Below are 2,700 nucleotides of genomic sequence, written 5' to 3'. Positions count from 1 at the left end.
CTACACCGGAACCGCCGCGCTGGAGGCGCGTGCCGAGTCGCAGGTGGTAGCAAAGACCTCCGGCGTGGCGCTGGCGGTGCTGGTCGAGGAAGGCCAGCAGGTTCGCGCCGGCCAGCCGCTGGTGCGGCTGGACCCGGACCGCGCGCGTCTGGCGGTGGCGCAGAGCGAGGCGCAGATGCGCAAGCTGGAGAACAACTACCAGCGCGCCCAGAAGCTGATCGGACAGCAGATGGTCAGCGCCGCCGACGTCGACCAGATCCGCTTCGACCTGGAAAACGCGCGCGCCCAGTACCGCCTGGCCACGCTGGAACTTTCGTACACCACGGTGGTGGCCCCGATCTCCGGGGTGATCGCCTCGCGCTCGATCAAGACCGGCAACTTCGTGCAGATCAACACGCCGATCTTCCGCATCGTCGACAACTCGCGGCTGGAAGCGACACTCAATGTGCCCGAGCGTGAACTGGCCACGCTGCGTCCCGGCCAGCCGGTGACCCTGGTCGCCGATGCGCTGCCGGGCAAGTCGTTCCCGGGCACCGTGGACCGCATTGCGCCGGTAGTGGACGCCGGCAGCGGTACCTTCCGCGTGGTCAGCGGCTTCGGCGAAGACGCCGACGGCCTGCAGCCGGGCATGTTCGGCCGCATCCGCATCGACTACGACCAGCGCGCCGACGCGCTGGTGGTGCCGCGCCTGGCCCTGCTCGACGACGGCGACCCGGCGGTATTCCGGGTGCGTGACGGCAAGGTCGCCCGGGTGCCGGTCAAGGTCGGCTACGCCGAAGGCCCGTGGGTGGAAATCCGCGAAGGCCTGGCGGTCGGGGACAAGGTGGTGACTGCCGGCAAGGTGGCGCTGCGTGACGGCACCGCGGTGCAGGTGATTGGCGAGAAGCCGGCCGCCACCGTGGCCAAGGCCGCCCCGAAGAAGGCGGAGAACCGTCAATGAGTTCGCCCGGGCATGGCCACGGCAGTGAACCGCATCCGGCTGAAGACGGCCGGGGCACCGGCGGCGGCCTGGTGGAATTCGCCACCCGCCGCCGCGTCACCATCTTCATGTGCATGCTCACCCTGGTGCTGTTCGGCCTGATCGCGCTGGGCAACCTCAAGGTCAACCTGCTGCCGGACCTGAGCTATCCGACCCTGACGGTGCGCACCGAGTACACCGGCGCGGCCCCGACCGAAATTGAAACCCTGATCACCGAGCCGGTCGAAGAGGCCGTGGGCGTGGTCAAGAACCTGCGCAAGCTCAAGTCGGTCTCGCGCACCGGCCAGAGCGACGTGGTGCTGGAGTTTGCCTGGGGCACCAACATGGACCAGGCCAGCCTGGAGGTGCGCGACAAGATGGAAGCGCTCAACCTGCCACTGGAGGCCAAGGCCCCGGTGCTGCTGCGCTTCAATCCCTCCACCGAGCCGATCATGCGCCTGGTGATCGCGGCCAAGGGCGACCCGGCCAGCGACGCCGATGCGGTGCGCCAGCTCACAGCGCTGCGCCGCTATGCCGACGAGGACCTGAAGAAGAAGCTGGAGCCGGTGGCTGGCGTGGCGGCGGTGAAGGTCGGCGGCGGTCTGGAGGATGAAATCCAGGTCGACATCGACCAGCAGAAGCTGGCCCAGCTCAACCTGCCGATCGACAACGTGATCAAGCGGCTCAAGGAAGAGAACATCAACATCTCCGGCGGCCGTCTGGAAGAGGGCTCGCAGCGTTTCCTGGTGCGCACGGTGAACCAGTTCGCCGACCTGGAAGACATCCGCAACCTGCTGGTGACCACGCAGAGCAGCACCGGCAGCGCAGCCGACGCGGCCATGCAGCAGATGTTCGCGATTGCCGCGTCGACCGGTTCGGACGCGGCGATTGCCGCCGCCTCGGCCGCACAGAGCGCGTCCAGCAGCAACTCCACCAACATCGCCAATGGCGTACCGGTGCGGCTGAAGGACGTCGCCACGGTGCGCCAGGGCTTCAAGGAGCGTGAGGCGATCATCCGCCTGGGCGGTCGTGAAGCGGTGGAACTGGCGATCTACAAGGAAGGCGATGCCAATACCGTGGCCACGGCCGCGGCGCTGCGCACGCGTCTGGAGCAGATCAAGTCGCAGATCCCGGGCGATGCCGAACTGACCACAATTGAAGACCAGTCGCGCTTCATCGAACACGCCATCAGCGACGTCAAGAAGGACGCGGTGATCGGTGGCCTGCTGGCGATCCTGATCATCTTCCTGTTCCTGCGCGATGGCTGGAGCACGTTCGTGATCAGCCTGTCGCTGCCGGTGTCGATCATCACCACGTTCTTCTTCATGGGCCAGCTGGGCCTGAGTTTGAACGTGATGTCGCTGGGCGGCCTGGCGCTGGCGACCGGCCTGGTGGTGGACGATTCCATCGTGGTGCTGGAAAGCATTGCCAAGGCGCGTGAGCGGGGCCTGGGCATTCTGCAGGCAGCCATCGCCGGCACCCGCGAAGTGAGCATGGCGGTGGTCGCCTCCACCCTGACCACCATCGCGGTGTTCCTGCCGCTGGTGTTCGTGGACGGCATCGCCGGCCAGTTGTTCCGCGACCAGGCGCTGACCGTGGCGATTGCGATTGCGATCTCGCTGCTGGTGGCGATGACCCTGATTCCGATGCTGAGCTCGCTGAAGGGCCGCCCGCCGCTGGCGTTCCCGGAAGAAGCGCCGCATGCCGCGTGGCAACCGCAGAGCCGCTGGCTGAAGCCGGTG

At 67.3% G+C, this 2,700-nt stretch carries 2 protein-coding genes; both read left to right on the top strand.

Translation table 11 applies throughout. The annotated features are described in order from the left end of the window. The coding region (locus tag EGJ34_RS21270) for an efflux RND transporter periplasmic adaptor subunit (RefSeq protein WP_125362393.1) at positions 1-940 on the top strand (940 nt) is incomplete at its 5' end. Then, on the top strand, positions 937-2,700 hold a 1,764-nt coding region (locus EGJ34_RS21265), incomplete at its 3' end, for an efflux RND transporter permease subunit (protein WP_148100551.1). The genes EGJ34_RS21270 and EGJ34_RS21265, both read left to right, overlap by 4 nt.

Source organism: Stenotrophomonas sp. 278 (assembly GCF_003935715.1).
GTDB lineage: Bacteria > Pseudomonadota > Gammaproteobacteria > Xanthomonadales > Xanthomonadaceae > Stenotrophomonas > Stenotrophomonas maltophilia_AH.
This window is presented reverse-complemented; position numbering and strand designations above follow the sequence as displayed.